The following is a 26,382-nucleotide window of genomic DNA, read 5'->3' on the forward strand; positions in this document are numbered from 1 at the left end:
GTATGGATTCCGGGCCTGCGCCTTCGGCGCATCCCGGAATGACAACTTCTAAGAGCTGAAAATGGTAAAGGGGCAGAGCGTCTTCGCTCTGCCCCTTTGTCGTTTTTCGCCCATGACGATCAGCGCATGAAGCCGCCGCGGTGGTTGTTGCCGCCGCCATTGCCCTGCGACTGGTTCATCGACTGGCGGAAGTTGTTGCCGCCGTTGTTGACGATCCGATTGGTCGCGTTGAGCTGCGGGCGGGTGTTCTGCTGGTTGTTCTGAACCTGCACCTTGCTCACCGGGTTGTTGTTGATCCTCGCGCCGTTGTTGATGCGGATCGGGTTGTTCTGCGTCTGAACGACCGGCTTCGCGTCGCCGTTCTGGTTACCCTTGCCGACATTCACCGGCATGCTCACGATCTTGCCGGAATTGCCGTTGCTGGTGCCGGCATTGTTGCTGCCGCCATTCTGCGTGTTGTTGGTCGCAGGCAGCGTCACGATCTTGCCGATGCCGCCATTGGTGTTGGTCGTGTTGGTCGGCGCGGGCAGGGTGACGATCTTGCCCGGGGTCTGCGATGGCGTGCCGTTGTGCTGGTTGTTGCCGGAGGGCAGGTTGACGATCTGGCCGCCATTGCCGAGCTTGCCGATGCCGTTGTTGTCGCCGGGTTTCTGCACCACCGGCAGGTTGCCGTTGATCTGGCTGCCACCATTACCCTGCTGCGGCAGGTACTTCGGCTGGCCGAGATTGCCGAACTTGAAAGTTGGGTTGATGCTCTGCGGCGCCAGGAACCTGGTCGCCTGCATCAACGGGATCTGCTTCGGCTGGGCCTCGAGCTTCAACGCGACTTGCGCATAGGGTGTGTTGCCGTAGCTTTCGTAGAAGCTCTTGTAGCCGAGCGGCGAGTTCGCGAGCACCGCCTTGTGCCAGGCCTGCGTGAGCTGGAGGTTGTTGAGCAGCCAGCGGACGTGGTCGCACAGCGGGTCGTGCGGATACATCTGGATGAACTCCTGATAGTATTCGGGGCGACCCTCGGACACGACGTAGTCATAGGCCTGGCGCGTCGAGCGGCTCGGCAGGTTGGAGGCCATCTGCACCACCGGCGCATTCACCGGCGCGCGGGTGGCGGCAACCGCGGTGTCGCCGAAGAAAGTGAAGTCGGACGTCAGCGACGAGCTTTCCCACGGGATCTGCGCGCCGAGCGTGGTCTGGTTCACCTGAAGGCGCACGCGCTTGAACAGCTGCTCGATCGGCACGTTGGGCTCGCGCGCGACGTTCAGGAAGGCCTGCGTGTAGGGGCTGTGGCCGCCGGTGCCGTCCTGCGCCTCGGCGCCCGGCGCGGTCGAATAGCCGACGATGGAGCCGTTCGGCGCATCGACGATGGCCAGGCCGCGGCCGGCGTCGTTCACGTTCGGAAACGGATTGTTGCGGCAGGCATCGAGGATGACGATGCGCATCCGGCTCGGGATCGTCTCCAGCGTCGACATCACGTCGACCAGGCGCACCGAGTTGCTGACGAGCTCGGTCGGGTTCGAGACCTTGGCATCAACGGGAACCAGGTAATTCTCGCCGGCAAGCTGCACGCCGTGACCGGCGTAGTAGACCATCGCCACGGTGTTCGGACCGCGTGCGGACACCTTGGCCGAAAAATCCTGTACCACGCGAAGCATGTCGTTCTGGCCGAGATCGGTCGCGGCGACCACTTCGAAGCCGGCGGAGTTCAGGAACTGCGCCATCGACTGCGCGTCATTGTCGGGGTTGGCGAGCTGCGGCGCGTTCTGGTAGTTCGAATTGCCGATCACCAGCGCGACGCGCTGCTCCGGACCCTGCAGCGCGGTGGGGGCCGGCTCGACCGGGGCGACTTGCGCGGAAACCGGGCCGCAGGCGAAGCCGAACAGGCTTCCCAGCAGGCTAGCCGTCATCAGGAAAGGTTTTAGGCGGAACATGGCGTGCTCCTCTGGCACTGATCTCGATGCGAGATTGGTTGCGAGGAAGCTTGGCCGCGTTCGAGCCCGGGGTCCGTGATCGCCATCACCATGACTGACGGCGTGATCTGAATCACGTTTGGAACCTGCTATGGTGAATGGCCGGTGTCGCCGGCCAACGACACGCCCTCGAGGAAATGCCTGCTCATGCTGAAATCGATCGATCCGATCCTCACGCCCGACCTGCTCTGGCTGCTCGCCTCCATGGGCCACGGCGATGACCTTGTTTTCGCCGATGCCAATCACCCGGCTGCCCGCATCGCGCAGGGCACGACATCGCAGCGCCTGATCCAGCTGCCGGGCATCAGCATGGAGACCGCCATCCGCGCCATCATGTCGGTCTACCCGCTCGACGATTTCGATCCCGATCCGGTGCGGGTGATGATGCCGGTCGACGATCCCGACCGCGTGCCCGACGTGCAGCGCGCGGTGCTGGCGGAAATCGAACGCGCTGTTGGCCGCCCCGTCCCTCCAGGCAAGCTCTCGCGCTCGGATTTCTATCGCGCGGCGGCGGCGGGGTTTGGCGTGGTGCAAGTCGGGGACAGCAGGGGCTATGGCTGTTTCCTGATCCGCAAGGGCGTCATCAGCTGAAGGATGTCGTGGACGGTTCGGCGATGCGGGGCGATGTCAGTCGTGCTTGAAAGGCCCGACCTCACGGATGACCCTGCATATCTGCAAAAATCCGCTGGCGTAGAACTCGGCGTGCCCTCGCTTCATCGTCTCGACGTGTTCTGGGTGCGTGCGCCAGGCTTCGAGCGCTTGCTCAGAAGCAAACCGGAAGACCGTGACTTCCTCGCCGTCGTCGGCCTTGAACGATTTGATCGACAGGAAGCCCGGGAGGCGACTGACGATATTGTACATGCGCTCTCCCAATCGGTCGTGTTCTTCGAGGGAGGCGCCGTCCCGTAGTTGCAGATCGCCAATGACAATGACTTCGCCGATCATGTTTTCCTGCTTTCGATGATGGAATTTCCGCTCCCCGATCTCTTCGGTTTCGCGATGGGCTTTGTTACATCGCGCTATGGGAGATTGTTGTCGCGCAGGGGTTGTCTCGGCTAATGCCAATTCTTCGTCGTCGATGTCGCCCGAAATTCCCGGTGGCGATGAATTTTGCACCTGAATTTGAGTCGCCTGTCTGCATCTGACTGTTTATGGTCGATCCATGTCGCGCCTTATGTGTCTATTCGTTGCCATCGTCCTGTCGCTGCTGCCGGCCGTCGCGCCGGCTGCGTCAATCCAGAAACGCCCCAAGCAGGCCTGGCATGGCTACGGCTTCCTGCCGGGCTATCGCCAGCCGCTGAGCAACAGCATTCCGCTCTACAAGCAGAAGGAAGCCATGCGCCGCATGTCGCGCAGCGACCGGCGCCATTGGTACATCGATCCGGTTCCCCAATATTACGGCTGGGATGGTGAATGGCGCTATTTCGGCCGGCCCGGCTTCGGCGGCGGCCGCTACAATGGCGGCAGTTTTGGTCCGTGCTGGACGAGGACGCCGATCGGCGCGGTGTGGAACTGCGGGTGATCCGGCGCGGCTAAGGGAAACTGCGGACGACCTCAATCAAGCCGACGATCGCGGCGTTGAAGGCATCGAGGTCTTCCGCCGGAATCCAGTACTCCAGATGCGAGCGACCGCCGGCCTCCTGCACGTCGTACTTCGCGATGAAGTCTCGCTTGACCGCAAAGCGCGTCACGAAGCCAGATCCGCTTGCGGGGACATTCCAGTCGCGGGCGATCTTGATGGCGTAGTCTTCGGTCAGCACCGGATAGAAGATCGGCTGGTCCGGCAGGCGCGGCGGAAACGCGCGCATGCCCGTTTGCTGGATCAGCTCCAGCTCTTTCGGGCCGACGGGACGCCAGAGGGTGAGGGTTTCTTCGGGGAACATAGTTGCCCCTTACGAGAAGAACGCGATCTTCTCGGCTTGGGTCATGCGACGGATCGGGGCGAGCGGATCGTTGGCGGCGCGGGGCTTCTGCAACATGCCGCTGGCGAGGATGCTGGCGCCGAGCGAGGGCTCGGGCAAGGAAGCGGACAAGGGCGAGGGCATCGGCAGCGTCGCGCCAAGCGATGCTCCGAATGTTGCCGAGGCTGCCATCGGCATGGCCGGCTGCTCCATCACTTCGGCCGCGGCCTCCGCGATGGCGTTGGTGAGGCGCGCCAGCGATTCCATCGCGATCGGCGCTTCCTCTACGGGCTGCTCCACGATCGGTGCGGCGACGGGCTCCGGCGCGATCGGCGCAGCGACCTCCGCAACCATTGGCTCAGGAGCGGCCACCGCCATCTCGACTGGTTCGATGATCTCGATCTCGACTGGTTCGATGATCTCGTCGAACTCCGAATCGGGTGCGGCCATCTCCAGCGCGATGGCCTCGAGCACGGCCTCGTCCTCGGCCTCCGCAGCGGCATCGAGTGCGAACGCGTCGGTTGCTTGCGCGAAGGCGGCGGGCTCCTCGAGCGCGGCGTTGTCGAATGCAGGCTCGCTTTCGGCGACGATCGCCGGCGCCACGGCGGCGTCCAAGGGGGCGTCCTCCAAGGCCTGTTCGGCCATCGCGAACGATTGAGTGGCGCCCGCTGCTTCCGGCTCCGGAGCCTCGTCGATATGCTGGGGCGTCTCCGTAGAAACCATGGCCGCTTCGCTCGTCATCGGGGCAGGCGCAGCCTCGACAGGCGCAGCCGGAGTCATAGGCGCTTCTTGCACCGGGGCGGGACGTGCTGCGGCTGCTTGCGGCGCTGTGTCACCGTCCGCATCAAGCTGCCCGACCCGATCCCTGAGCAGATCGAATGCGGCCTTGAGCTCGACGCGGGGGTCGATCGTCGAAATCTGCGCGCAGGCGGCCTCGATCGAGGCGAGCTGCGAATCGATGAGATCGCAGATCCGCCCGTCAGCGCCGATCTCGCGCCAGCGCCAGGAGATCTCCTTGATGATGCGCACGCCGCGCGGGATCGCGGCGAGGCTGGCCTCGATCGCCGCGGGATCCAGCGCCGCGATCGCGCTCGTCTCGGCCTCGTGGACCGCGCGGCGGATCTCGACCAGTGCCTCAGGCAGGCGGTCCTCGACGACCGGTTGTCGCTGTGCCGCAAGGGTTTCTTCGATTTTCGCGACCGCATCGAGCACCATGCGGGTGTCCGCATTGCGGTTGCGCTTGGCGTATTCGCCGAGGAACCAGCGGCCCCGCGCCGTCTCCAGGAAGGCTTCGCGGATCGCGTCGTAATCCTGCTCGTTCGGCTCGGCCGCGCGGGCAGACATAGGCGAGAGGGCGAATGCTTCGTTGGCCATGTCAATCTCGTCGCGCAAATCACTGCGCGTTACTGTAACGATCACCACGATATCGACCGAATCGCAATTGGTTTGATGCCGCCCGAATCACAAATCCCCATCGCTGCTTCCGTGAAGCGGCGATTCGCCGTGAGCCTCGCCCTGTTCTACTCGGCTGTGTTCGCGGTGTCGGGCACGCATCTGCCGTTCTTCCCGGTCTGGCTGAAGGCGATCGGCATCGACGCCTCCTGGATCGGCCTCATCAACGCGCTGCCCGCGATCACGCGCTTCACCACGCTGCCGCAGGTCACCGCCTTTGCCGAGAAGCGACAAGCGATTCGCAGCGCCATGATGCTGTCGGTGCTGGCGACGGCGATCGGGTTTACGGCCGTCGGGTTGCAGCAGCAGCCATTGGCGCTGTTCCTGATCTATGCGCTGACCTGCATGATGTGGACGCCCGCGATGCCGCTGACCGATGCCTATGCGTTGCGCGGTGTCGCCCGCTACGGGCTCGACTACGGACCCTTGCGGCTGTGGGGCTCGGCGGCGTTCGCCGCCGGCTCGCTCGCCTGCGGCTATCTCGTCGACCACATCGCGGCGCGCGATCTGATCTGGGTCATCGTGGCATGGGCCGTCGTCGCGGTCGCGGCCAGCCTGCTGCTTCAGCCGCTCGACGATACCAGGCGCAGGACGACGGAGATGCCGGCCGGCAAGACGCTGCTGCGCGATGGCGGGTTCTGGGCGGTGATCGCCTCGGCCGCGCTGATCCAGGGCAGCCACGTCGCCTATTACACGTTCTCGGCCATCAACTGGCAGCTCCAGGGTCTCGGCGGGCTGACCATCGCGGGGCTGTGGACGCTGGGCGTGATCGCCGAGATCGTCGTGTTCGCACTGTCGCCGCGCTTTTCGCTGCATCCGTCCACGCTGATCGCGATCGGCGGGTCAAGCGCCGTGCTGCGCTGGATCGTCACCGCGAACGCGCCGCCGCTCGCGCTGCTCGCGGTCGTCCAGCTCGGCCATGGCCTCACCTTCGGCATGACCATTGTCGGCACCATGAGTCTGCTGGTACAGCGCGTGCCGTCGCATCAGATCGCGCGGGGGCAGGGCTATTACGCCGCGTGCAACGGGCTGCTGGGCGCAACGACGTCGATCGCGTCAGGTGCAATCTACGCCCGCATCGGCGATGGCCTCTATTACGTCATGGCTGCGATGGCCGCGGCCGGCGCGCTTGTGATCTGGTCGGCGCGGCACAGGCTGAACGCTCATCCCCACAGCGAAGCATCGGGCGGATAGACCAGGCTGTCGTCATAGCGCAGGGCGTGATCGCGGTCGCGCGCCAGCAGGAGCGGGCCGTCGAGATCGACGAAGCGCGCCTGCGGCGTCACCAGCATGGCGGGGGCCATCGACAACGATGTCGCGACCATGCAGCCGATCATGATCTCGAAACCGAGCGCCTGCGCCGCATCGGCCATCGCCAGCGCTTCGGTGAGGCCGCCGGTCTTGTCGAGCTTGATGTTCACGGCGTCGTAGCGTTCGCGCAAGGGTGCAAGCGAGTGGCGGTCGTGCACGCTCTCGTCGGCGCAGACCACCAGCGGCCGCCTGATCCGCGCCAGCGCGTCGTCCTTGCCAGCCGGCAGCGGCTGCTCCACCAGGGTGACGCCGACAGCGTCGCAGGCGGCGAGATTGTGCTCCAGATTGGCCTCGGTCCAGGCCTCGTTGGCATCCACGATCAGCTCGGATTCGGGGGCGGCCTTGCGGACCGCCGCGATCCGCTCCGGATCGCCTTCGCCGCCGAGCTTGATCTTGAGCAGCGGCCGGTGCGCCGCCCTGGCGGTCGCTGCCGCCATGGCCTCGGGCGTGCCCAGCGAGATCGTATAGGCGGTGGTGCGCTCGCCCGGGATCGGGCGGTCGAGCAGGTTCCAGGCCCGCAGGCCGGCCGCCTTGGCCTCGAGGTCGATCAGGGCGCAGTCCAGCGCGTTGCGGGCCGCGCCTGGCGGCATGGCGGCTTGCAGGGCCTGCCGGGTGATACCGCCGGCCACAGCCGCCTGCATGGCCTCGATGGCCGCGAGGGTGGCCTCCGGCGTCTCGCCATAGCGGGGATAGGGCACGCATTCGCCGCGGCCGACGAGGCCGTTCCGGCTGACTTCGGCCACGACCGTGACGGCTTCGGTCTTGGCGCCCCGGCTGATGGTGAAACTGCCGGCGATGGGAAAGCGCTCGATTCGCGCCCGAAGGGCCGGAACTTTGCTGGAAGTCATTTTGAACTCTGGCGAAATCTGAACCTGCTAGTTACCTGTAGCAACTAACATTAACCAGTTGGGGATAGCTTCTCTGGGTAAGGGCGTGTGTGCAACCATCTGATTTCCTCCGCGCCGGCACGGGAGCGGACATCTTGACTGGCGATCCGAAGCTGGAACGGATTGCGAAAGGCAATGCGCTGGCCCTCTGCGCCACCGGAACCTGGACCGCGAGTTTCGCGCCGGTCCTGGAGCGGATGGTGGCCGACGCGGAGAAGCTTGCCGGCGGTTCGCAGAATATCTTCATCGACGTCTCCGAGGTCGGCAAGCTCGACACGTTCGGCGCCTGGCTGATCGAGCGGCTGCGCCGCAGCCTGACCCAGGGCGCTGTCGAGGCGCAGATCGCGGGTCTCTCCGCCAATTATTCCAGCCTGGTCGACGAGGTGCGCCGGGTCCGGGCGACGCCCGTCATCGACCGCAGCAACATCACCATCACCGGCATGCTCGAGCAGATCGGCCGCGCCGTGGCCGGCGTCGGCGGGACCGTGGCGGGCCTGATCGACATGCTCGGCGCGGTGCTGGCCGCCGGCGCGCGCACCCTGATCCACCCTCGTTCGTTCCGCCTGACCTCGACGGTGCATCACCTCGAGCAGGTCTGCTGGCGGGCCGTGCCGATCGTGGTGCTGATCACTTTCCTGATCGGTTGCATCATCGCGCAACAAGGCATCTTCCATTTCCGCCGCTTCGGCGCCGATCTCTTCGTCGTCGACATGCTCGGCGTGCTGGTGCTGCGCGAGATTGGCGTGCTGCTGGTGGCCATCATGGTCGCGGGCCGCTCGGGCAGCGCCTACACGGCCGAGCTCGGCTCGATGAAGATGCGCGAGGAGATCGACGCGCTGCGCACCATGGGTTTCGACCCGATCGAGGTGCTGGTGCTGCCGCGCATGCTGGCCCTGGTGCTGGCGCTGCCGATCCTGGCATTCCTCGGCGCGATGGCCGCGCTCTATGGCGGCGGTCTCGTCGCCTGGCTCTACGGAGGCGTTCAGCCCGAGGCGTTCCTGCTGCGGCTCCGCGACGCCATCTCGATCGATCATTTCATCGTCGGCATCGTCAAGGCGCCGGTCATGGCCGCCGTGATCGGCATCGTTGCCTGCGTCGAGGGGCTGGCCGTGCAGGGCAGCGCGGAATCGCTCGGGCAGCACACGACGTCGTCCGTCGTGAAAGGCATCTTCTTCGTCATCGTCATGGACGGCGTGTTCGCCATCTTCTTCGCCGCGATCGGGATGTAGCGATGCCTCCCGAGAACCCCATCATCCGCGTCCGCGACATCACCGTGCAGTTCGGCGCGACGCGCGTGCTCGACGGCCTCAACCTCGACGTCAAGCGCGGCGAGATCCTCGGCTTCGTCGGCCCTTCCGGTGCGGGCAAGTCGGTGCTGACGCGCACCATCATCGGCCTCGTGCCGAAGATTGCCGGCAGCATCGAGGTGTTCGGCGTCGACCTCGATTCCTCCAATACGTCGCAGCGCCGCAACGTCGAGCGTCGCTGGGGCGTGCTGTTCCAGCAAGGCGCGCTGTTCTCTTCGCTGACCGTGCGGCAGAACATCCAGTTTCCGATGCGCGAATACTTACGCGTCTCGCAGCGGCTGATGGACGAGATCACCATGGCCAAGCTGACCATGGTCGGCCTCAAGCCCGAGGTCGCCGACCGTTTTCCGTCGGAACTGTCCGGCGGCATGATCAAGCGCGTCGCACTCGCTCGCGCGTTGTCGCTCGATCCGGACCTCGTGTTCCTCGACGAGCCGACCTCGGGGCTCGATCCGATCGGCGCCGGCGATTTCGACGAGCTGGTCCGAACGCTCCAGCGCACTTTGGGGCTGACGGTTTTCATGGTAACGCACGATCTCGACAGCCTTTACACAGCATGTGACCGCATCGCCGTTTTAGGGAACGGTAAGATCATTGCGGCAGGGTCGATGGCCGACATGCAGGCCTCGCAGCATCCCTGGCTGAGGCAATATTTCCATGGCAAGCGCGCTCGCGCGGTGATGGGCTGAGGGTGCCGGAGTAGCTGATGGAAACGCGGGCGAATTACGTACTGATTGGATCGTTCACGCTGGCGGTGATCGCCGCGGCGATCGGCTTCGTGCTGTGGTTCCAGTCGCTGCACACCACCAAGCAGCGCAGCCCCTTGCGGGTCGTGTTCGAAGGCCCGGCAGCGGGCCTGCGGAACGGCGGCAGCGTCAACTTCAACGGTATCCGGGTGGGTGAGGTGGTCTCGGTGAAGTTGGACAACCCGCGGCGGGTTGTCGCACTCGCCATGGTCGAGAACAACGCCCCGATCCGCAAGGACACCTTGGTCGGCCTCGAATTCCAGGGCCTCACGGGCGTCGCCGCAATCTCGCTCAAGGGCGGCGAGGAGGCGGCTCCCCCGCCGCCGCTCGACGAGGACGGCATCCCGACGCTGACGGCTGATCCCAACAAGCTCCAGGACGTCACCGAGGCGATCCGCGGCACGCTGCAGAACATCAACAAGATCGTCGCCGACAACCAGGAATCGGTGAAGAACTCGCTGAAGAACCTCGAGACCTTCACCAACTCTCTTGCCCGCAACTCCGAGAAGATCGACGGCGTGATGGCCAAGGTCGACGGCGTTGTGCTCAAGGCCGACAGCCTCATGCTCGGCCTGAACACGCTGGCCGGCGGCAAGGACGGCGGCGAGCTGTTCCAGGCGGTGAAGTCGATCCGCGAGCTCGCCGATGATTTCGACAAGCGCTCCGGTGCCTTGATGACCGACGGCCGCCGCACCCTCGGTGACATCAGCCGTGCCGTGAACAATTTCGACCGCAACCCGACCCGCGTCCTGTTCGGCGCCAGCAACAGCGCGCCAGCCGCCGCTCCGCCGCCACCGCCCGAGCCGCCGAGGCCGGCGGCGCCAGAGCGCAGGCGGCAGTAGGCGGGCGCTGATCGTCACGCCAGGTCTCGTGTCCCGGACGCGCTGCAGCGTGCAACGCTGCGCAGGGCACGAGCGTGGGGCGTCCACTTTCTCCACCCGTCATTGCGGTGTTTTGGAAAGGCGCCGCAATTCTCAGTGCGCAGCGAGCCGCCCGAGCGGCGACGCCCGAAAGCAAAACGGAGGCCGTGTGGCCTCCGTTTCCTTATTTGCTATCGCTATCCGCGCCTTACCCCAGCCGGCCCGCCGCATGCGCGAGCAGCGTGTAGACCAGACCCGTTTCCGAGGTCAGGTGGTTGCGCAGCTCCTGCGGGCCGCGGCCGTCGCGGGCGACTTCGTCGAGCAGGCGCTCGAACTCGGCGACGTAGCGGTCGACCGTGCCCTTGAAGTTGCGGTCGGCGCGGTACTTGCGGGCGACCTCGTCGAAGGCCTTCTGGCCGGCCGGCGTGTACAGGCGCTTGGTGAAGGCCTTGTTCTCGCCGCGCTGGTAGCGGTCCCACATCTCGGCCGCGAGGTTGCGGTCCATCAGCCGGCCGATGTCGAGCGACAGCGATTCCAGCGGATTGCCACCACCTTGCGGCGCCTGCGGTTGCGGCGCCGGTGCAGCCTGGCGGCCGCGCGGAGCTTCACGCCCCGTGGGCGCACCCTGGTTGGCGTCGGTGCGGTTCAACAGGTCCGACAGCCAGCCGTCGCGGCCCTGGTCGTTGCCGGCGGGCGCGACCGGCGGAGCTTCGGTGCGGCGCGATGAGGCCGGCATGCCGAGGTCCGGCGGCGGCAGCGTCGAGGCGCTGCCGGTGTCGCGCACGCGCGTCTCGGCACCACGACCGCCCGCAGTTGCCATCATCGGCTCTTCCTGGCGCTGGACGGCGACGGACGCACGGCCCGCCGTGGAGACGTCGAGGCCGCGGCCATGCTGGGCCACGATGCGGTTGAGCTCGGCGAGGGCCTCGATCTGGTCGACGATCACCTTGCGCATCTGCGCGGTGCTCTCGGCGGCCTCCTGCGGCATCTCGAGCACGCCGCGGCGCAGCTCGTTGCGGGTGGCTTCGAGCTCATTGTGCATCTCGTGCGCCATCAACTTCATGCTGGAGACGAGGTTGCCGAACTTCTCGGCCGACTGCTTGAACATCGCATCCGCCTCGTCGGTGGTCTGGCGGTAGATGTCGTGCATGGACTCGATGGTCTGGCGGTGCTCTTCCTCGGACGCCGCGCGCACCGCCTCGAACTGGCGGGTGATCGCGGCCGAACCTGCGCCGGCGGTCTCAGCGACGACGCGGGCGATGTCGCGAGCGCGCTCTTCGGCGGCCGCCAGCGATTCATCGAGCAGGCCGGTGAAGCGCGACAGCCGCTGGTCGAGGTCGGTCGTGCGCAGATCGATCGTGGTGACGAGCGATTCCAGCGCCGCCTTGCGTTCGGCGAGCGAGGCGGTGGTGTTCTTGTTGCTCTGCTCCACGACCTGGGCGGCTTCGACGAGCGCCTTGCCGTGCGCGTCGAACTGGGTCGAGAGCTCGCCGAGGTCCTGGAGCGCCCGCGTGGTCTTCGTGTTGAAGACGTTGAGCTGGTCTTCCAGGTTCTGCGTCGCGGCCCCGTTGCGGGAGGTGACGTCGTTCATCGCCGAGACGAAGTCGGCGACACGCGTCACCAGCGCCCGCTCGAGCGAGTTGAGGTTGTCATGCGCACCGGTCAGCACCTCCTGGAGGAGGATGTTGCCTTCGCGCAGACGCTCGAACAGGGCGACGGTGTCGGTGCGCAGGATCTTGCTGGTCTCCTGCATCTCGGTGACCGCCGCGATCGAGACCTGGCGCGACTGGTCGATCGCCGAGCGCGATGCCTGCTCGAGGTCCTTGAGCGACTTGCTGACCGCGCCGGTGGCCATCTCGCTCGCCGTGTTGATGGTGCGGGCGACTTCCGAGCCGTTGCCCATCATGGTCTGCGAGAACGCGTGGCCGCGGGTCTCGATCGACTTCAGCGCGTCGGAGGTGACGCGGTCGATGTCGAGCGTGAGCTGGCTGGTCTTCGAGCCGATCGCGTCCACGAGCGAGCCGCGCTTGGCGTCGATCATGTTCGACAGACGGTCGGCCTGCTGCTGCACATAGGTGACGATCTCGTCGGTCTTGCCGGTCATGGCCTGGCCGAAGCTGCTGCTGGCGGCGAGCACCGAGCGCTCGACGTCGGCCGAGCTCGACTTGACGCGCGAGCTCGCCTCGTTGGAGGCGTTGATCAGCGCATTCTGGGCGTTCAGCGCGCTGGTCTGGATGTCGTTGGTCGCATTCGTCGTCGCCGTGCTGAGCGCGCGCTCGATCTCGGTCGAGATCGTGCGGATCTGGCTCGCGGCATCCGCCGACGTCGAAGTCAGCGAGGTCTGCGCCTCACGCGCGCTGTTGAGGATCGTCGAAGCGGTGTCGGCGCCGACCGCGGTCAGCGTCCGCTCGATATCCGTCGTCAGCGACTTGATCTGGCTCGCAGCGTCCGTCGAGGCGGAGATCAGGGTGCCCTGGGCCTCGCGCACGCCGCTGGTGAGGGCCTCGATGGTGGCGCCGCCGGCCGTCGCCAGCGCGCGCTGCATCTCGGCCGCCAGCGAACGGACCTGGCCGGTCTGTTCGGCCGAGACGGCAAGAAGGGTGCTCTGCGCGTCGCGGGCGCTGGTGGTGATCGTCTCGGCGGTCGACTGGCCGACCTGCGAGAGCGAACGATGCACTTCGGCCGCGAGCGACTTGACCTGGCTCGCCGCATCCGAGGACGCCGTGACCAGCGTGTTCTGCGCTTCGCGGGCGCCGGTCGTGATGGTCTCGGCCGTCGCGGTGCCCGCCATCGAGAGCGAACGCTGCACGTCGGAGGACAGCGCCTTGATCTGGTTGGCGGTCTCGCTCGAGGCCGCGATCAGCGCGCTCTGCGCATCGCGGGCGCCGGCGGTGATCGATTCCGCCGTGGTGGTGCCGGCCAGCGACAGCGAGCGCTGCACGTCGGCGGTGAGTGTCTTGACGTGGTTGGCCGCGTCCGAGGAGGCGGTGATGAGCGTGGTCTGCACCTCGCGGGCGCCTGCCAGGATCGAGGCTGCGGTCGCAGAACCAGCCGCTGACAACGTGCGTTCGACGTCGGCCGACAAAGACTTGATCTGGTTCGAGGCATCGCCCGAGACTGCGACCAGCGTCGACTGCGCTTCGCGGGCGCTGGTCAGGATCGAGTTCGCGGCACCGGTGCCGACCGCGGTCAGCGCGCGCTCGACCTCGGAGGAGGTCATCTTGAGCTGGGCGTTGACGTCGGAGGAGACCGTCATCAGCGACTGCTGGGCCGTGCGCGCACCGGTCTGGATCGTCTCGCTGGTATTGACGACGAGGTTGGTGAGCGAGCGCTCGGCGTCCTCGACATGCGAGCGGATCGCGGTCGAGATCATCTCGGCGCGGGACATCATGTCCTCGCTGGCCTGGCGGCCGCTGCTTTCGATGCGGCCGGCGACGGCCTCGACGCGCGAGCCGAGCAGGTCCTCGAACTGCGCCACGCGCACGTCGATGTCGTTGGCGACCGAGCCGACCTTGGTCTCGATGGCCTGGTGGATGTCCTGGAAACGCGCCGTGACCGTGTCGGTCAGGTGCATGCTGCGGCCGTCGATGATCTCGGTGACGCCGGTGATGCGGCGATCGACCGCCTCGATCGCCTGCGCGGTGCCGTCCGTGAGCGTCGAGGTCAGCAGCGTGAGGCGCGTGTCGATCGACTGCACCGCCTGAGAGGCGCCATTCGTCACCGCGGTCGTCAGATAGGTCAGGCGAGAGTCGATGGACTCGAGCGCCTGTGACGCACTGCCGGTGAGCGTAGTCGTGAGATGGGTCAGCCGCGTATCGATCGTCTGGATCGTCTGCGAGGCGCCATCGGTCAATGTCGTCGTCAGGTTGGTGAGACGGGAGTCGATGGACTCAAGCGCCTGCGAAGCGCCACCCGTGAGCGTCGTCGTGAGGTGGGTGAGGCGCGAGTCGATCGACTGGATCGCCTGCGTGGCGCCGTCGGTCAGCGACGTCGCGAGCGTGTTGAGACGCCCGTCGATGGTCTCGGTGACGGACCGGGCGCGGGTGTCGAACGATTCCTCGAGCGCAGTGACGCGGCCGCCGAGCTGCTCGTCGAAGGTCTTGATGTGGCCTTCGATCGTACCGTCGAGGCTGGCGATCTTGCCGTTCAGCGAGGAGTCGAGGTTGGTGACGCGTTCGCCGATCGTGGTCTCGAACTGCACCAGGCGCTGGTCGAGCACGGCGGTGATCGCGCCGCCGTTCGCGGTGAAGCGGGTGTCGAAATTGTCGACATAGCTCTTCAGCGACTCATGGATGTCCTGCGTGCGCTGGCCCATCCGATCGACGATCTCGCCGCCGAACGTCTTCACGGTGCGGTCGAACTCGGAGATGTGGCGCGTGATCAGGGCGCCCAGGGTGCCGCTGTCGCGGGCGAACTTCTCGACCAGCTCGGTGCCCTGGTTCCTCACAAGCTCGTCGAACGCGCTCATCTGCAGCGACAGCGAGTCGTGCGCGGTCTCGGTCTGGCTGACGACCTTGGCGACGAGGGTGTTGACGGTGGCGTCGAGCGCCTCGCTCGCCTTGTCGCCGGAGGTCATGATGTGGCCGGCGAGGCGGTTGCCGGCGTCGTCGATCTTGGCGGAGAGGTCGTTGGAGCGCAGCTCGAGCTCGAGCAGCAGCGAGTCCGACGAGTTCTTCAGGCTGTCGTGCACCTGCTCGGTGCGCTCGGAGATGCCGTCGACGATTGCGGCGGAGCGCTGCTCGAACTCGCCGGTAATGCGGTCGATGCGCTCGTTCAGCATCTCGTGGACGCGGTCGGCGAGGTCGACGAACTCGTCGTGGACGTGGCCGGTCTTGAAGTTGAGGCTGGTGGTCAGCCGCTCGCTGGCGTCGAGCACGGCGCGCGTGGTCTCGTTGCTGGCTTCCTCGAGGCGGTCGAGCAGGTCGCCGCCGCGCTCGCCGAGCGCCAGGATCATGTTGTCGCCGGCGTTGCTCAAAGCGCCGGTGATGTGGGCGCCGCGCTCTTCCAGCGCGCCGGTGATGGACTTGGCGACCTCGTCGACGCGCGAGGCGATCGCATCCGAGATCAGCGCGATGTCGTGGCGCAGATCGATCTGCACGCCGGAGATGGCACTGCGGACCTGCTCGGCCTGGCCGACCAGGTTGTCGCGCTGGTGCGCGATGTCCTGGAGCAGGGCGCGGATGCGGACTTCGTTGTCGGAATAGGCGCGCTCCAGCGCCGCGACCTCGTTGGCGACCAGCGTCTCGAGCTCGCCGGCGCGCGCAATGGCGCGCTCGATGCCGTCACCCATCGCCGCGACCTCGCGGCGGATGGCCTGACCGACGGTGACCATGGAATCGGAGGCCGAGCCTTCCGGCTCGGAGAAGCGGATCGCGACCTGCGCCATCGCCTGCGCGACGGCACTCATTTGCTGGCCGCGCCAGACCAGGCTCGCCAGGAAGAAGAACAGCATGATCGGCGCGAAGAACATCGTGACGAGGCCGGCAATGGCCAGGACGCCACCGCTCTGGCCCATCGCAGCCTGGATCGAGGGCAGGAAGCCGACTGTCAGCGCGGCGCACGCCGCGAGCCAGATGACGGTGAAGATCGTCGCGCCCGTGTAAATGTTGCGGGACGGGCGTCCCGTCTGCAGCGTCTGCAGGAGCTGGCCGATGGTCGCGCGATCGTCGTTGGCGGCGCGGCGCGACGAACGCGGTTCTTCGATCGGATCGAACACGGCACGCTCGTTGGCGGCGGGGCGCGGTTCGAAGGTCGGCTCGTCGAACATCGGGGGAGACGGGGGCGCCATGGACGGCGCCGTTTCGTTGCGGATCGATGCGCTGCGGCTGGTATCGGCCGCCGTGTCGCTGATGTTCAGGGCTTCCTGGATCGCAGAAAGCGCAACTTCTGTGGGGTCCTTGGCCTTTTTCGGAGTGTTTGCCATGTTCAGTCCGAGCCCTCGTTACTTGTACGCGTCCCCCGCGAGCCCCGCGCTACGCAAGCCCACAGACCGGATCATGCCGCTTTTGCGGATTTCCGAGCCGTCCCCACCCGGACGGCTTGTCCGCCAATTTCCGCAACATCCTATTGGCAGAGCGTCGCGAATGAAATGCCCGCGATTAAGACAATCTTAATCATCGTTAACAGGATCGCGCGGTAACACCTTAGCAATAAATGAAATTCTCCACCGGACTCGTGGGATTGCGGCAACTTTTCGTCAATAAGCCGGCGGAATTAGGCAAAGCGGCCCAAACAGTTCGTTAACCATTTTCGTGCTTGGGTGGAGGGAACCTGACCGCCGGACCGGCGGATCATCGCGTGATGCCGGGGCCTGCGCCATGACGCCTGAACTGCAACGGATGGACTGGATGCCTTCGCCCCCGCTTGCACCCATCGACAGCCCGCTCGACCTCGACCACCTCTCCCGCATGACGCTCGGCGATGCCGAGCTGGAGCAGGAAGTGCTCGCGATGTTCGCCGAGCAGGCGGTCCGCCTGATCGCGGCCATGGCGGCATTGCCGGCCGAGGCCGGCGCACTCGCGCACAAGCTCAAGGGATCCGCGCGCGGAATCGGCGCCTTTACGGTGGCGGATGCCGCCGCGAGCCTGGAGACGGCGATCCGGACCGGCCACAACCGGCCCGATGCATTCGCCGCGCTGAAAGAGGCGGTGGCCGAGGTTCGCGCTGCCATCGAGGCGATCCTGAAGCACTAGGCGGGCAACCCCACACATGCGGGTGGCTTTAGTCTTTTGTTTTGACGCGTTTTCTTCACGCAAAACGGTATTCACTTCGCTCGAAAACGCTATGGCGCCGCCCTGATCGACCCGTTATAGGACAGCCCGGACCCTCCTTTTCTCCCAGATCGCGGCAGCACGAGCACACATGGCCAAAATTCACTTTGTCGACCACAAGGGCGAAACCCGTACGGTGGAAGTCGAGAACGGCGCAACCGTGATGGAAGCCGCCATCCGCAACAGCATCCCCGGCATCGAGGCCGAATGCGGCGGCGCCTGTGCCTGCGCCACCTGCCATGTCTATGTCGACGAAGCCTGGCGCGAGAAGGTCGGCAGCCCGACGCCGATGGAAGAGGACATGCTCGACTTCGGTTTCGACGTGCGTCCGAACTCGCGCCTGTCCTGCCAGATCAAGGTCTCCGACGAGCTCGACGGGCTCGTCGTCGCGACGCCGGAACGCCAGGCCTGAGCTTCTTGCTCGTTACGTGCCCGGCGGCGCGACCTCGATGCCGCGCTTGTGCCAGGGTCTGAGCTTCTCGAGCACTTCCGCAGTCAGCGCCGCGGGCCGGCGCGTGGCCTCGTCGAGCAGGACGCCGACCGACGTCGCTGACGCGATGCACTTCCCGTTCGAGAACACGACTTGTTCGAAGGTCACCGACGTCCGTCCCAGCTTCACCACACCGAGGCCAAGCTCGATCGTGTTGGGCCAATGCAGCTCGGCGCGGAAATGCATGTCGAGCCGCACCATGATCCAGGCAAGGCCAGGCGGGGTCAGCCCGTATTCGGGAAGCTTCATCAGCGTGACACGGCCGGTCTCGAAATAGGTGGCGTAGACCGCGTTGTTGACGTGCTGGTTCGGATCGAGGTCGCCGAAGCGGACATTGTCACCGAGGCGAAAAGGGAAGTCCTCGAGGCGCGGCGTCGTATCGAGGCGGCTTGGTGCGTTCACCGATTGATCTCCGTCATATCGCATCCCGTTACAGCCCAGTTATCCTGACCCGGCAAGTGGGTGCGGCTGCGGGGCGCTACCGCTTTTATGCCTTCCCTGATCCATCCCCGTTGGCTAGACAGGCAGGGTCACCTCTGCCCGCCGGGCGCCGTCCAACCGATAAAGAGACGACATGAGCGATGTGATCAAAACCGATGTGCTGATTATTGGCGCCGGCCCCTGCGGTCTGTTCGCCGCCTTCGAGCTTGGCCTTCTCGACATGAAGGCACATTTCGTCGACATCCTCGACAAGGTCGGCGGCCAGTGCGCCGAGCTGTATCCGGAAAAGCCGATCTACGACATTCCCGGCATTCCCCAGGTTTCGGGCCAGGGCCTCACCGATGCGCTGATGGAACAGATCAAGCCGTTCCATCCGACCTTCCACCTCGGCGAGATGATCGAGACGGTGGAGAAGATCGGCGATCCCGGATTCCGCTGCACCACCGACGCCGGCAAGGTGTTCGAATGCAAGGTGCTGGTGATCGCGGCTGGCGGCGGCTCGTTCCAGCCGAAGCGTCCGCCGGTGCCGGGGATCGAGGCCTATGAAGGCACCTCGGTGCACTACGCCGTTCGCAAGATGGAAAATTTCCGCGACAAGAACGTGCTGGTCGTCGGTGGCGGCGATTCCGCGCTCGACTGGACGCTCAATCTGCATCCGATCGCCAAGCGCATCACGCTGCTGCATCGTCGCGACGATTTTCGTGCCGCGCCCCACAGCGTCGAACAGATGCGCGCGCTGGTCGCGGGCGGCAAGATGGACCTGCGGCTCGGCCAGGTCACCGCGCTCTCAGGCGCCGAGGGCAAGCTGACCGGCGCCACCGTCAAGGGCAACGACAACAGCGTGACCGAGATTTCCTGCGATACCATGCTGCCGTTCTTCGGGCTGACCATGAAGCTTGGTCCGGTCGCGAACTGGGGCATTGCGCTGGAGAACAATCTCGTGCCGGTCGAGACGTCCGCGTTCGAGACCAACGTGCCGGGCATCTTCGCCATCGGCGACATCAACACCTATCCGGGCAAGATCAAGCTGATACTGTGCGGCTTCCACGAGGGCGCGCTGATGTCGCAAAAAGCCCATCGCTACGTCTATCCGGAGAAGCGGCTCGTGTTCCAATACACGACCTCGTCCTCCAGCTTGCAAAAAAAGCTCGGTGTCAACTGACGGCACCGGGAACGACATGCGATGCCCCATGTTTCTGGTGCTGGAACCGTTCGCGAAATCGCCGTAGTCTGCGGCCATTGCAGTGGCGGCTCAGCAAGGTGATCATAATGCGGAATCTCTTTTTCAGCTTTCGGCTGCTCTCGCTCCTCGCGCTCGCGCCGTCGCTCGGTGCGGTGTGGCCTGCTGCCGCGCAGGCACAGCAGCCGACGGCTGCGGGGCTGTGGCAGAAGGTCGAAGACGGCAAGACGGTGGGCTGGTTTCTCTTCATCGACCACAACGGCATCTTCGAAGGCGTGATCGCAAAGACCTTCCCGCGCCCGGGCGATGATCCGAACGAGATCTGCGCCAAATGCACCGACGATCGCAAGAACGCGCCGGTGCTCGGCCTCTCCTTCATCCGCGACATGAAGCGTGACGGCTTGAAGTATGACGGCGGCAACGTGGTCAATCCGCGCGACGGCAACATCTGGAAGGCCAAGATGACGGTGAGCCCCGATGGCCAGACGCTGACCATGCGCGGCTTCCTCGGCATTTCCCTGTTCGGCAAGGACGAGACCTGGACGCGCCTGCCTGACGCCAACATCGCCCAGGTCGATCCCGCCATCGTCGCGAAATATCTTCCCGCGCAGGCGACCGCCGCGACGACGAAGCCTGCGACCGCGCCCGCACCCGCGACCAAGAAGGGCGGCGCGATGATGGCGCCGGCGCCGAAGCAGTAGGCTGCTTCCGTTTTGGGAAAGTCAGTAAGTCCGCGCCTTCTTGCAAGGCACATAGAACGTGCCGTTGCCGGCGACGACCTTCTCCAGGCACTGTCGGGGATCGGTGATTTCGCCGTCGACCTGGAAATAATAGGCCTGCGATCCCAGGCTCAGGACATAATGTCCCGGTGCAAGCTCGAGCCCTGAATCGCCAGTGTGAAGCTCGTACATTTCGGGTTTCCCCGGAATCGGCGATACCCGGAACGGATAGGCGAAGTTGCGGATGACCCCGATGTCGTCTCCGCCGCCCAGCGCCTTGCCCGCGGCATCGGTCGAAAACTCCCGCGCGATCCTGGCGACGACCCGAACCTCGACGCGCTCGGGAATCACGCTTGCAGCGTCCCGGCGAAACACGATGAATTTGACGCGGCCGTTCGGCAGATGCGGCCGGTCGGGCTTCTTGAACTCCGGTGAAATCGCGATCCGCATGTCGGGCGCCATCACGCCGGTCGCATTCAACTCCGCCAGCGACTTGTCGTCGATCAGGGCGTAGATGCCGTAGTCGGTTGGCAGCACGCGCGCTGGAGGCGGCGGGACGGCGGGCATCATTTCCGGCTTGGCGACCGTGACCGTCGTCTCCGGTTTGGGTGCGACCAGTGCGATCTCCGGGGGCTGGGACGAGATCAGCCGGCGCAGCGCGGCGATATTGTCTCGCTGCGAGACGATCAGGATGACTGCGCCAACCGCAAGCAGGATAGCCGCTGTTCGCTTGATCACCGGCAGAAGCGGGCCCGCATTCGCGGGCAGCTTGCTGCCGGACATCCCGATCCCGGACCGCAAAACGGTCGCCTCGCCGGATACCAGAAGACCGCCTGTCTCCTTTGACGATGTGAGTTGCTGCGACGGCAGGCGCTCCAGCGGCGCCTCGTCACGCGAGAACTTCTCGACCTCCTCGATCGCGACCTCGAGGGCCCGCTTCATCTGGTCGATGTTCTTTGCGTCGGCGTAGGTGAACTGCTCCTGGAGCTTGTAGCGGGCAAGATCGTAGACCATCTGCCGCCTGGCTTCCGCGTCGTCTTTCACCGTCTCGAGCATGCGCGAGATCACCAGCGCAAACTGCACCTGGTTTGCGGGCAAATCGGTCGGGTCCTGCTGGCTGGGAAGCAGGTCTTTCGAACCACTCATAGTGCCGACGGTCCGATGCCAGTCACGCCAACACCCAATTCCTTTATTCGAAACAGTCGGTTAAACGATGCGATCCGCGCCCGCGGCAGCTTCGTACACGTCCTGACGCAACAAGGAAAGCCTCCGAAACATCCCGGCAAATCGCCGGCCCGTCACACATGCGGCCTGCGTGCCCCGGCGAGGGAGAGGCTTGGCGCCAGTAGTTCCCCGGAATGCGCGTTGGCGCCCGATTTGCATAGCTGTCGCAAAGCAGCTGGGGGAACGAGTCGCCGGCGCCGCGCATGTCCGACCGCGCGGAGCGCGAGCGGCTATGTGCGCCCCCGCGATGACAATCTCGATCCGCGGAAAGACGACATGAGACCTGGAAGAGTGTGTGCGGCGACGCTGCTGGGGCTGATGACGCTGCTGGCGACATCGGCACTTGCGCGCGACGACGGACGTTATGCCAACTCGCCCTTGAAGCCCTGGTTCGAGAGCCTGCACAGCGAATTCGGGCAATGTTGCTCGGATGCCGACGGCTACGTGGTCGCCGATGTCGACTGGGAGTCCGACAAGGGCCGCTACCGCGTGCATCTCGACGACGAATGGGTCGTCGTGCCCGACGGAGCCGTGATCACCGAGCCGAACAAGATCGGCCGCACCATGGTGTGGAAGCACTATATCGACGGGCATCCGCGCGTCCGCTGCTTCATGCCGGGCAGCATGACGTGAGCGTCACGTCACCGGCGCCGGATTGAACAACGTCAGATCGTTGTGGATGCCCCAGCGGTCCGACCACGGCTTGGTCCGACCGCTGGCGACGTCGAGGATCAGGCGGAACAGGTCCCAGCCGGTTTCCTCGATGGTCTTCTCGCCGGTGGCGATGCCGCCCGCGTCGAAGTCGATCAGGTCCTTCCAGCGGCGGGCAAGCTCGGTGCGGGTCGCCACCTTGATGACAGGCGCGGCCGCAAGGCCGTAGGGCGTGCCGCGGCCGGTGGTGAACACCTGCAGCGTCATGCCGGAGGCGAGCTGGAGCGTGCCGCAGATGAAGTCTGACGCGGGCGTCGCCGCGAACAGCATGCCCTTTTGCGTCGCCTTCTCGCCGGGCGAGAGCACGCCGGTGATGGCGCTCGAGCCGGACTTGACGATCGAGCCCAACGATTTCTCGACGATGTTGGCGAGGCCGCCCTTCTTGTTGCCGGGCGTGGTGTTGGCGCTGCGATCGGCGCCGCCGCGGGCCAGATAAGAATCGTACCAGGCCATCTCGCGGACCAGCGCGCGGCCGACGTCCTCGTTGATGGCTCGGCGGGTGAGCAATTGAATGGCGTCGCGCACTTCGGTGACTTCGGAGAACATCACGGTGGCGCCGGCGCGCACCAGCAGGTCGGCGGCAAAGCCGACGGCGGGGTTGGCGGTGACCCCGGAGAACGCGTCGCTGCCGCCGCATTGCAGGCCGATGACGAGATCGGCGGCCGGACAGGTCTCGCGGGTGCGCTTGTCGAGGATTTTCAGGCGAGCTTCCGCCTGTGTCATGATCGCGTCGACGATGGCGCCGAAGCCGTCAAAAGCCTCGTCCTGCATGCGCACGATGGCGTCACTGACGCCTTCCGGCACCAGCCGCTCCGGCGCGAGCTTTTCGCATCCCAGGCTGATGACCAGAATCTCGCCGCCGAAATTCGGGTTGAGCGCGATGTTCTGCAGCGTGCGGATCGGCACCACTGCATCGGGAGCATTGATGGCGACGCCGCAGCCATAGGCGTGCGTCAGCGGCACGACGTCGTCGACGTTCGGGTACTTCGGCAGCAGCTCGGCGCGGATGCGCTTGACCGCATATTCCATCGTGCCCTTGACGCATTGCACGGAGGAGGAGATGCCGAGGATGTTCTTGGTGCCGACCGAACCGTCGGTGTTGCGAAAGCCCTCGAAGGTGAAACCTTCGAGCGGCGGCAGCGGCGCGGGGACGGCCGTGGAGATTTCGAGCTTGTCGAGGGCAGGGGCCTCCGGCATGCGGATGCGCGCCTCATCCACCCATTCGCCGGCCAGGATCGGCGACAGCGCGTGGCCGATGACCTCGCCATAGCGGACGATCGGCGCGCCTTCCGCGATGTCGACCAGCGCAGTCTTGTGACCTTGCGGCACGAAGGCGCGCAGTGTCAGGCCGCTGGCGAAGCGCGAGCCGACGGGAAGCCCGAAATCATTGACCACGATCGCGACATTGTCGCGCTCGTTGAGCTTGATGTAGCGGGGCTGCTCTTTCGCGGCGACGTCCTGGTCCATTTGCTTTGCCTCAGAAGATCGTAGGGTGGGCAAAGGCGCAACGCGCCGTGCCCACCATGCTTCACACCGAACGTAAGCGGTGGGCACGCTTCGCTTTGCCCACCCTACGATATCCACCCTGTGGTTAGCCCGGATAGGTATAGGCGGTCTTCACCGTGGTGTAGAATTCGCGCGCATAGGAGCCCTGCTCGCGGGCGCCGTAGCTCGAGCCCTTCCGGCCGCCGAACGGGACGTGATAGTCGACGCCGGCGGTCGGCACATTGACCATCACCATGCCGGACTCGCTGTTGCGCTTGTAGTGCGAGGCATATTTCAGGCTAGACGTGCAGATGCCGGAAGCGAGGCCGAACTCGGTGTCGTTGGAGATCGCCAGCGCCTCGTCGTAATTCCTGGCGCGGATGACCGCGGCGACGGGGCCGAAGATTTCCTCGCGCGCGATGCGCATGTTGTTGTTGGCTTCTGTGAACAGCGCCGGCTGCAGGTAGTGGCCGGGCGTCTCGCGCTTGAGCAACTCGCCGCCGAAGGTGAGCTTGGCGCCCTCGTCCTGGCCGATCTTGATGTAGCGCAGGTCCTGGTCGAGCTGGCTCTGGTCGACGACGGGGCCGATATGCACGCCGGCCTTGAGCGCATCGTCGACCGAGAGGCCCTTCAACCGTTCGGCCATCGCCGCGACGAAGCGGTCGTGGATGCCTTCGGTCACGATCAGGCGCGAGGAGGCGGTGCAGCGCTGTCCCGTGGAGAAATAGGAACCGTTGACGGCGACCTCGACGGCGGTCTTCAGGTCGGCGTCGTCGAGCACGACCAGCGGATTCTTGCCGCCCATTTCGAGCTGGAACTTCTTCATCGGGTTCGACAGCACGCAAGCCTGCGCGATCTTGCGTCCGGTCTGCACCGAGCCGGTGAAGGAGATCGCGGCGACGTCCGGATGTTCGAGCAGGGTCTGGCCGACGACGGAGCCGGAGCCGATCACGAGATTGAACACACCGGCGGGAATGCCGGAGCGGGTGATGATCTCGGACAGCGCATGCGCGGAGCCTGGCACCAGCTCAGCCGGCTTGAAAACCACCGTATTGCCGTAGCAGAGCGCCGGCGCGATCTTCCAGGCCGGGATCGCGATCGGGAAATTCCAGGGCGTGATCATGCCGATGACGCCGACCGGCTCGCGCGTGAGCTCGACGTCGAGACCGGGACGCACGGAGGCGCCCTTTTCGCCGATCAGCCGCAGGGCCTCGCCGGCAAAGAACGCGAAGATCTGGCCGGCACGCGCGACCTCGCCGACGCCTTCCGGCAGCGTCTTGCCTTCCTCGCGCGCCAGCAGGCGGCCGAGTTCGTCCTTGCGGGCGAGAATTTCGAGAGAGATCTTGTTCAGCGCGTCATAGCGCTGCTGGGGCGTCGATTGCGCCCAGGCAGGAAAGGCGGCCTTGGCGGCCGCGATCGCTTTCTCGGTCTGCGCCTTGTCGGCCTTGGCGTATTCGCCGACCAGATCGTTGGTGTTGGAGGGGTTGATGTTCCTGGTGACGCCGGAGCCGTCGACCCATTCGCCGCCGATGAAGTTTTTCAGGATCGCAGTCATAGCTTCCTCCAGAGTTTCTTAGCGCACGAGGCAGGGACGTTTGTCGTCAAACGTCCAGCCGGGGATCAAGTCCTGCATGGCAATAGCGTCATCACGGGCGCCAAGTCCATGCTGTTTGTAGAGCTCATGGGCGGCCTCGACGGCCGCGCGGTCGATCTCGATGCCGAGGCCCGGACGTTCCGGCACCGCGATCTTGCCGCCCCTGATCCGAAGCGGCTCTTTCGTCAGCGCCTGGCCGTCCTGCCAGATCCAGTGGGTGTCGATCGCCGTGACCTTGCCGGGGGCGGCGGCACCGACATGGGTGAACATCGCGAGTGAAATGTCAAAATGGTTGTTGGAGTGCGAGCCCCAGGTCAGGCCGTTGTCACGGCAGGTCTGGGCGACGCGCACCGAGCCCTGCATGGTCCAGAAGTGGGGATCGGCGAGCGGAATGTCTACCGCACCCAAGCGCAGCGCATGGGAGAGCTGGCGCCAGTCGGTCGCGATCATGTTGGTGGCGGTCGGCAGGCTAGTTGCGCGGCGAAACTCGGCCATGATCTCGCGGCCGGAGAAGCCGGCCTCGGCGCCGCAGGGGTCCTCGGCATAGGCGAGGATGCCGTGCATGTCCTTGCAGAGCCGGATCGCCTCATCCAGCGACCAGGCACCGTTCGGGTCCAGCGTGACGCGCGCGTTCGGAAAGCGCTTGGCGATCGCGGTGACGGCCTCGATCTCCTGCTCGCCGCGCAAGACGCCGCCCTTGAGCTTGAAATCGGCGAAGCCGTAGTGGTCATGGGTGGCTTCCGCGAGCCGCACCACGGTCTCCGGCGTCATCGCCTCCTGATGGCGGAGGTTGAACCATTCCGCCTTGCCGGTCTCGCCCTTGACGTAGTCGAGCTTGCTCTTCCGGCGGTCGCCGACGAAGAAGAGATAGCCGAGCGTCTCGACGCTGTTGCGCTGCTGGCCTTCGCCGAGCAGGGCGGCAACGGGCAGATTGAGATGCTGGCCGAGCAGGTCGAGCAGCGCGGATTCGATCGCCGTGACCGCGTGGATCGTCACGCGCAGGTCGAACGTCTGCTTGCCGCGGCCGCCGGCATCACGGTCGGCGAAGGCGGTGCGTACGTCGGCGAGGATGTTGTTCATCGCGCCGACGGTCTTGCCGATCACGAGATCTCGGGCGTCCTGGAGCGTCTGCCGGATCTTCTCGCCCCCCGGCACCTCGCCGACGCCGGTGTGGCCGGCATTGTCGGTGAGGATGACGATGTTGCGGGTGAAGAACGGCGCATGCGCGCCGCTGAGGTTGAGGAGCATGCTGTCACGGCCGGCGACCGGGATCACCTGCATCGACGTAACGACCGGTGCACCAGAAATGTCGGTTTCGGCCATCGCACGCTCCTCGCTGT

22 protein-coding genes are annotated in these 26,382 nt (G+C 65.6%); 11 read left to right on the forward strand and 11 right to left on the reverse strand.

All coding sequences use genetic code 11. The annotated features are described in order from the left end of the window. Positions 1-119: 119 nt before the first annotated feature. Positions 120-1,925, reverse strand: coding sequence for a caspase domain-containing protein (locus WHZ77_RS10970; protein ID WP_375313686.1), 1,806 nt, complete (start codon positions 1,923-1,925; stop codon positions 120-122). 186 nt (positions 1,926-2,111) lie between these two features. On the opposite strand from WHZ77_RS10970, the gene WHZ77_RS10975 reads away from it, so the two are divergent. Beyond that, positions 2,112-2,555, forward strand: a complete 444-nt coding sequence (locus tag WHZ77_RS10975; RefSeq protein ID WP_375313687.1) for an RbsD/FucU family protein — start codon at positions 2,112-2,114, stop codon at positions 2,553-2,555. A gap of 36 nt (positions 2,556-2,591) precedes the next feature. Here WHZ77_RS10975 and WHZ77_RS10980 read toward each other — a convergent pair whose 3' ends face one another. Beyond that, positions 2,592-2,909 carry an antibiotic biosynthesis monooxygenase family protein gene (locus tag WHZ77_RS10980; RefSeq protein ID WP_375313688.1) on the reverse strand — a complete coding sequence of 106 codons (318 nt, stop codon included), beginning with the start codon at positions 2,907-2,909 and terminating at the stop codon, positions 2,592-2,594. Positions 2,910-3,126: 217 nt separating this feature from the next. On the opposite strand from WHZ77_RS10980, the gene WHZ77_RS10985 reads away from it, so the two are divergent. Further along, positions 3,127-3,486, forward strand: a complete 360-nt coding sequence (locus WHZ77_RS10985) for a hypothetical protein (protein WP_375313689.1) — start codon at positions 3,127-3,129, stop codon at positions 3,484-3,486. A gap of 10 nt (positions 3,487-3,496) precedes the next feature. On the opposite strand, the gene WHZ77_RS10990 is transcribed toward WHZ77_RS10985, so the two are convergent. Both WHZ77_RS10990 and WHZ77_RS10995 read right to left on the reverse strand, forming a co-directional pair. Beyond that, entirely contained in the window at positions 3,497-3,847 is a 351-nt protein-coding gene (locus tag WHZ77_RS10990) for an ADP-ribosylation/crystallin J1 (RefSeq protein ID WP_375313690.1), read from the reverse strand. Between the two features lie 9 nt (positions 3,848-3,856). Beyond that, positions 3,857-5,239 carry a hypothetical protein gene (locus WHZ77_RS10995; protein WP_375313691.1) on the reverse strand — a complete coding sequence of 461 codons (1,383 nt, stop codon included), beginning with the start codon at positions 5,237-5,239 and terminating at the stop codon, positions 3,857-3,859. 75 nt (positions 5,240-5,314) lie between these two features. Here WHZ77_RS10995 and WHZ77_RS11000 point away from each other — a divergent pair, with 75 nt between their 5' ends. Continuing rightward, positions 5,315-6,511 (forward strand): MFS transporter, encoded by a 1,197-nt coding sequence (locus tag WHZ77_RS11000; protein ID WP_375313692.1) that lies wholly within the window; start codon positions 5,315-5,317, stop codon positions 6,509-6,511. Here the strand turns inward: WHZ77_RS11000 and dgcA are convergent. Continuing rightward, entirely contained in the window at positions 6,481-7,476 is a 996-nt protein-coding gene (gene dgcA, locus WHZ77_RS11005) for an N-acetyl-D-Glu racemase DgcA (RefSeq protein WP_375313693.1), read from the reverse strand. The genes WHZ77_RS11000 and dgcA overlap by 31 nt on opposite strands. A 134-nt stretch (positions 7,477-7,610) precedes the next feature. Here dgcA and WHZ77_RS11010 point away from each other — a divergent pair, with 134 nt between their 5' ends. Genes WHZ77_RS11010 through WHZ77_RS11020 form a run of 3 tightly spaced genes read left to right on the forward strand, consistent with a single transcriptional unit; the run spans position 7,611 to position 10,410 of the window. Next, a complete protein-coding gene (locus WHZ77_RS11010) occupies positions 7,611-8,744 on the forward strand; it encodes an MlaE family ABC transporter permease (protein WP_375313694.1) in 1,134 nt (377 codons plus the stop codon). 2 nt (positions 8,745-8,746) lie between these two features. Then, the gene (locus tag WHZ77_RS11015; RefSeq protein WP_375313695.1) at positions 8,747-9,511 is read left to right on the forward strand and encodes an ABC transporter ATP-binding protein; all 765 of its coding nucleotides are present in this window, start codon (positions 8,747-8,749) and stop codon (positions 9,509-9,511) included. A gap of 17 nt (positions 9,512-9,528) precedes the next feature. Then, on the forward strand, positions 9,529-10,410 hold the full coding sequence (locus WHZ77_RS11020; RefSeq protein WP_015684906.1) for an MlaD family protein: 882 nt from the start codon (positions 9,529-9,531) through the stop codon (positions 10,408-10,410). Positions 10,411-10,636: 226 nt separating this feature from the next. Here WHZ77_RS11020 and WHZ77_RS11025 read toward each other — a convergent pair whose 3' ends face one another. Next, entirely contained in the window at positions 10,637-16,351 is a 5,715-nt protein-coding gene (locus WHZ77_RS11025) for a negative regulator of septation ring formation (RefSeq protein WP_375313696.1), read from the reverse strand. A 394-nt stretch (positions 16,352-16,745) separates the two neighbouring features. Here WHZ77_RS11025 and WHZ77_RS11030 point away from each other — a divergent pair, with 394 nt between their 5' ends. Both WHZ77_RS11030 and WHZ77_RS11035 read left to right on the forward strand, forming a co-directional pair. Beyond that, entirely contained in the window at positions 16,746-17,120 is a 375-nt protein-coding gene (locus WHZ77_RS11030) for an Hpt domain-containing protein (protein WP_375313697.1), read from the forward strand. A 169-nt stretch (positions 17,121-17,289) separates the two neighbouring features. Continuing rightward, positions 17,290-17,610: a 2Fe-2S iron-sulfur cluster-binding protein gene (locus tag WHZ77_RS11035; RefSeq protein ID WP_027560383.1), complete on the forward strand. Its 321-nt coding sequence runs from the start codon at positions 17,290-17,292 to the stop codon at positions 17,608-17,610. A 12-nt stretch (positions 17,611-17,622) separates the two neighbouring features. On the opposite strand, the gene WHZ77_RS11040 is transcribed toward WHZ77_RS11035, so the two are convergent. Further along, complete coding sequence (locus WHZ77_RS11040; RefSeq protein ID WP_143840817.1) at positions 17,623-18,090, reverse strand: thioesterase family protein; 468 nt, start codon at positions 18,088-18,090, stop codon at positions 17,623-17,625. A gap of 172 nt (positions 18,091-18,262) precedes the next feature. On the opposite strand from WHZ77_RS11040, the gene WHZ77_RS11045 reads away from it, so the two are divergent. Both WHZ77_RS11045 and WHZ77_RS11050 read left to right on the forward strand, forming a co-directional pair. Next, entirely contained in the window at positions 18,263-19,291 is a 1,029-nt protein-coding gene (locus tag WHZ77_RS11045; RefSeq protein ID WP_375313698.1) for an NAD(P)/FAD-dependent oxidoreductase, read from the forward strand. Between the two features lie 107 nt (positions 19,292-19,398). Continuing rightward, entirely contained in the window at positions 19,399-20,010 is a 612-nt protein-coding gene (locus WHZ77_RS11050; protein ID WP_375313699.1) for a DUF2147 domain-containing protein, read from the forward strand. 21 nt (positions 20,011-20,031) lie between these two features. On the opposite strand, the gene WHZ77_RS11055 is transcribed toward WHZ77_RS11050, so the two are convergent. Then, positions 20,032-21,174, reverse strand: coding sequence for a hypothetical protein (locus WHZ77_RS11055; protein WP_375313700.1), 1,143 nt, complete (start codon positions 21,172-21,174; stop codon positions 20,032-20,034). A 354-nt stretch (positions 21,175-21,528) separates the two neighbouring features. Here WHZ77_RS11055 and WHZ77_RS11060 point away from each other — a divergent pair, with 354 nt between their 5' ends. Then, positions 21,529-21,885, forward strand: coding sequence for a hypothetical protein (locus WHZ77_RS11060; RefSeq protein WP_375313701.1), 357 nt, complete (start codon positions 21,529-21,531; stop codon positions 21,883-21,885). Positions 21,886-21,888: 3 nt separating this feature from the next. Here WHZ77_RS11060 and garD read toward each other — a convergent pair whose 3' ends face one another. From garD to gudD, 3 genes are all read right to left on the reverse strand, one after another. After that, complete coding sequence (gene garD / locus WHZ77_RS11065; RefSeq protein WP_375313702.1) at positions 21,889-23,430, reverse strand: galactarate dehydratase; 1,542 nt, start codon at positions 23,428-23,430, stop codon at positions 21,889-21,891. 124 nt (positions 23,431-23,554) lie between these two features. Next, positions 23,555-25,003 carry an aldehyde dehydrogenase family protein gene (locus WHZ77_RS11070; protein WP_375313703.1) on the reverse strand — a complete coding sequence of 483 codons (1,449 nt, stop codon included), beginning with the start codon at positions 25,001-25,003 and terminating at the stop codon, positions 23,555-23,557. An 18-nt stretch (positions 25,004-25,021) separates the two neighbouring features. Continuing rightward, on the reverse strand, positions 25,022-26,365 hold the full coding sequence (gudD, locus tag WHZ77_RS11075; protein WP_375313704.1) for a glucarate dehydratase: 1,344 nt from the start codon (positions 26,363-26,365) through the stop codon (positions 25,022-25,024). Positions 26,366-26,382 lie beyond the last annotated feature (17 nt).

It is taken from the genome of Bradyrhizobium sp. A5 (assembly GCF_042076515.1).
Lineage (GTDB): Bacteria > Pseudomonadota > Alphaproteobacteria > Rhizobiales > Xanthobacteraceae > Bradyrhizobium > Bradyrhizobium cosmicum.

Coding starts and splice junctions, on each gene's coding strand:
- WHZ77_RS11035 (WP_027560383.1), top strand. CDS start 17,290: ATGGCCAAAATTCACTTTGTCGACCACAAGGGCGAAACCCGTACGGTG.
- WHZ77_RS11055 (WP_375313700.1), bottom strand. CDS start 21,174: ATGAGTGGTTCGAAAGACCTGCTTCCCAGCCAGCAGGACCCGACCGAT.
- WHZ77_RS10995 (WP_375313691.1), bottom strand. CDS start 5,239: ATGGCCAACGAAGCATTCGCCCTCTCGCCTATGTCTGCCCGCGCGGCC.
- WHZ77_RS10985 (WP_375313689.1), top strand. CDS start 3,127: ATGTCGCGCCTTATGTGTCTATTCGTTGCCATCGTCCTGTCGCTGCTG.
- WHZ77_RS11050 (WP_375313699.1), top strand. CDS start 19,399: ATGCGGAATCTCTTTTTCAGCTTTCGGCTGCTCTCGCTCCTCGCGCTC.
- garD (WP_375313702.1), bottom strand. CDS start 23,430: ATGGACCAGGACGTCGCCGCGAAAGAGCAGCCCCGCTACATCAAGCTC.
- gudD (WP_375313704.1), bottom strand. CDS start 26,365: ATGGCCGAAACCGACATTTCTGGTGCACCGGTCGTTACGTCGATGCAG.
- WHZ77_RS11070 (WP_375313703.1), bottom strand. CDS start 25,003: ATGACTGCGATCCTGAAAAACTTCATCGGCGGCGAATGGGTCGACGGC.
- WHZ77_RS10970 (WP_375313686.1), bottom strand. CDS start 1,925: ATGTTCCGCCTAAAACCTTTCCTGATGACGGCTAGCCTGCTGGGAAGC.
- WHZ77_RS11025 (WP_375313696.1), bottom strand. CDS start 16,351: ATGGCAAACACTCCGAAAAAGGCCAAGGACCCCACAGAAGTTGCGCTT.
- WHZ77_RS11020 (WP_015684906.1), top strand. CDS start 9,529: ATGGAAACGCGGGCGAATTACGTACTGATTGGATCGTTCACGCTGGCG.
- dgcA (WP_375313693.1), bottom strand. CDS start 7,476: ATGACTTCCAGCAAAGTTCCGGCCCTTCGGGCGCGAATCGAGCGCTTT.
- WHZ77_RS11060 (WP_375313701.1), top strand. CDS start 21,529: ATGAGACCTGGAAGAGTGTGTGCGGCGACGCTGCTGGGGCTGATGACG.
- WHZ77_RS10980 (WP_375313688.1), bottom strand. CDS start 2,909: ATGATCGGCGAAGTCATTGTCATTGGCGATCTGCAACTACGGGACGGC.
- WHZ77_RS10990 (WP_375313690.1), bottom strand. CDS start 3,847: ATGTTCCCCGAAGAAACCCTCACCCTCTGGCGTCCCGTCGGCCCGAAA.
- WHZ77_RS11015 (WP_375313695.1), top strand. CDS start 8,747: ATGCCTCCCGAGAACCCCATCATCCGCGTCCGCGACATCACCGTGCAG.
- WHZ77_RS11045 (WP_375313698.1), top strand. CDS start 18,263: ATGAGCGATGTGATCAAAACCGATGTGCTGATTATTGGCGCCGGCCCC.
- WHZ77_RS11000 (WP_375313692.1), top strand. CDS start 5,315: ATGCCGCCCGAATCACAAATCCCCATCGCTGCTTCCGTGAAGCGGCGA.
- WHZ77_RS10975 (WP_375313687.1), top strand. CDS start 2,112: ATGCTGAAATCGATCGATCCGATCCTCACGCCCGACCTGCTCTGGCTG.
- WHZ77_RS11030 (WP_375313697.1), top strand. CDS start 16,746: ATGACGCCTGAACTGCAACGGATGGACTGGATGCCTTCGCCCCCGCTT.